Source organism: Tahibacter harae, from assembly GCF_024437735.1.
Lineage (GTDB): Bacteria > Pseudomonadota > Gammaproteobacteria > Xanthomonadales > Rhodanobacteraceae > Tahibacter > Tahibacter harae.
The window spans coordinates 1-1,917 of the sequence record NZ_JANFQO010000068.1; the positions used below are offsets into that span (position 1 = coordinate 1).

At 57.2% G+C, this 1,917-nt stretch carries 4 protein-coding genes; 3 read left to right on the forward strand and 1 reads right to left on the reverse strand.

Translation table 11 applies throughout. From position 1 onward, the window contains the following. Together NM961_RS23830 and NM961_RS23835 are read left to right on the forward strand one after the other, a co-directional pair. The coding region (locus tag NM961_RS23830; protein ID WP_305119338.1) for an RHS repeat-associated core domain-containing protein at positions 1-943 on the forward strand (943 nt) is incomplete at its 5' end. A gap of 11 nt (positions 944-954) precedes the next feature. After that, positions 955-1,308, forward strand: coding sequence for a hypothetical protein (locus tag NM961_RS23835; RefSeq protein ID WP_255916923.1), 354 nt, complete (start codon positions 955-957; stop codon positions 1,306-1,308). Between the two features lie 161 nt (positions 1,309-1,469). Here the strand turns inward: NM961_RS23835 and NM961_RS24340 are convergent, their stop codons facing one another. Continuing rightward, positions 1,470-1,652, reverse strand: coding sequence for a SymE family type I addiction module toxin (locus tag NM961_RS24340; RefSeq protein ID WP_369334909.1), 183 nt, complete (start codon positions 1,650-1,652; stop codon positions 1,470-1,472). On the opposite strand from NM961_RS24340, the gene NM961_RS23840 reads away from it, so the two are divergent. Continuing rightward, positions 1,603-1,917 (forward strand): RHS repeat domain-containing protein (locus NM961_RS23840; RefSeq protein WP_255916924.1); only part of this gene is annotated, 315 nt, incomplete at its 3' end. The genes NM961_RS24340 and NM961_RS23840 overlap by 50 nt on opposite strands.

The following is a 1,917-nucleotide window of genomic DNA, read 5'->3' on the forward strand; positions in this document are numbered from 1 at the left end:
CGGTACGCCGAATCCGGTGGCGGTAGCCAGCACCTTCCACTATGACGGGCTGGGCAGTACGCGGTTGCTGACCGATGCGGCTGGCAGCCCGGTTGACCGGTATGCGTATCACGCCTTCGGGGAGCGCGACGAGTGGACCAGTGAGCTGGCGGCGGGGCAGAATCCGGCGACGGATTATCAGTACACGGGAGAGCAGTTCGATCCGAATTTGGGGCTCTATTACCTGCGGGCGAGGTATGTGGACCCCGGCAACGGGAGGTTTACCCAGCACGATACGTTCGCCGGATTTAGCGGCGATCCGGTAACGCTCCATAAGTATGCCTATGCAAACAACAATCCTTCGATGCTGGTGGATCCGTCCGGCTACTTCAGTCTTGTTGAGGCCAGTACGGTCAACAACATCATTGGGCATCTAAGCGAGTTCAATGTTAGTAGCGGGTTTGACCTAGGAAACAAGCTGGCAAATCCAGGAAGCGATCTGCCTTCATTCGAAGGTTGGTCAATGCTTGCGTCTATGATTCCGTTTGGAACAGGCGCGAGATGGTTGACCCGAGGTTTGAAGGAAGTGAAATATGGTGCAGGCGTTGTTCGCTATAGCGCCAAGCATCCGCCGAGTGAAAAAGAAATTGCTGCTGCTGCTCTAATAGCGGAGAAGAACGGCGCGAAGATCTTTCTGCGGGGCGATGGAGTTAAAGGCGCTGACGCGCTGATAGACGGAATAAAGTGGGAGATCAAGACGCTTCGGGCTGGGACGAACAATGCCGTCGCAGGTAACATCAAATGGTCAGTAAAGCGCCAATCAAGTCGAGTAGTGATCGATGGAAGAGTAGCAGGGCTTACGGAGGACGCGGCGCGAGCTGGCATCGCGCGAGCTGCGCGAGATGGCTACTCGGCTACGGAACTGATGGTGCTGCTTCCGGGCGACAAGATTCTGTGTTTCTGAAGGTGAAGCAAATGGATTTCGAATTTCGATCAAAAGTAGCGGAATATTTTCGATCTCTTGCTGACGAAGACCTTGCACGATTTTTTTATGAAGCCATGCGGGCACGCAACGAATACCGAAAACATGAGGATGGCGAATTTTGGAATGATGTGTATGTCATTGGTATAACATCGCACATGTCGGGCGAACCAGCGGAGACATATATCCTCGCTGCTGCGGTTGACCCCGATCAACCGGGCCTTGATGATGTGAAGCATCTGGGCGCGAACAATAGCGGAGAGTGCGACACCTGCAAGACGCCGATCCTTACCACGTCGAAGGTTGCTAGATGTCCAGTCTGCGAGAGCAAAGTCCAGTGTACTTGAATTGGTGTAAATGGCGTCAGGACGAGGATCGGGACAACCACATCTCGGAAATCTCCGAGATCACGCGGAGGCGATCTCTGATTGGCTAGCGGTTGTTTCGTGTTGGTATATGCAGCCTGCCAGCAAAAAGCCCCGCAGTTGCGGGGCTTTTTGTGTGTCTGTCATCGCCGCCGAGTCTTGGCTGGCGGCGGCTCGCAGGTCATGACCAGGCAGCCATCAAGTATGCGCACGCGGATGCGTCCATTGGGCGGAAACCCGGCGCGCTGCAGCCAATGCCCGCGCAGCCGGATGTAAGTGGCACAGACCGATATCGCGGTGCCCCTGTCGGGAATTCCGGCGCGCACGACCCGTTACGTCTACGATGCCGAGAGCCGCCTGATCGGCGTCGTGCTGCCCAATCCGCAGACGGGCGAAAACCCGGTCGGCATCGCCGACGCCCTGGGCCGCGGCGAATATCCCGCCGCGACCATCGCCAGCAGCGGCGTGCTGGTCACGCGCTATGGTTACGACGAGCAGGGCAACAAGATCAGCCAGACCGACGCGCTCAACCGCACCACGACCTGGGCGTATGACAAGGCCGGCCGCGTAATCCGCCGTACCCTGCCGCTG

Coding starts and splice junctions, on each gene's coding strand:
- NM961_RS23835 (WP_255916923.1), top strand. CDS start 955: ATGGATTTCGAATTTCGATCAAAAGTAGCGGAATATTTTCGATCTCTT.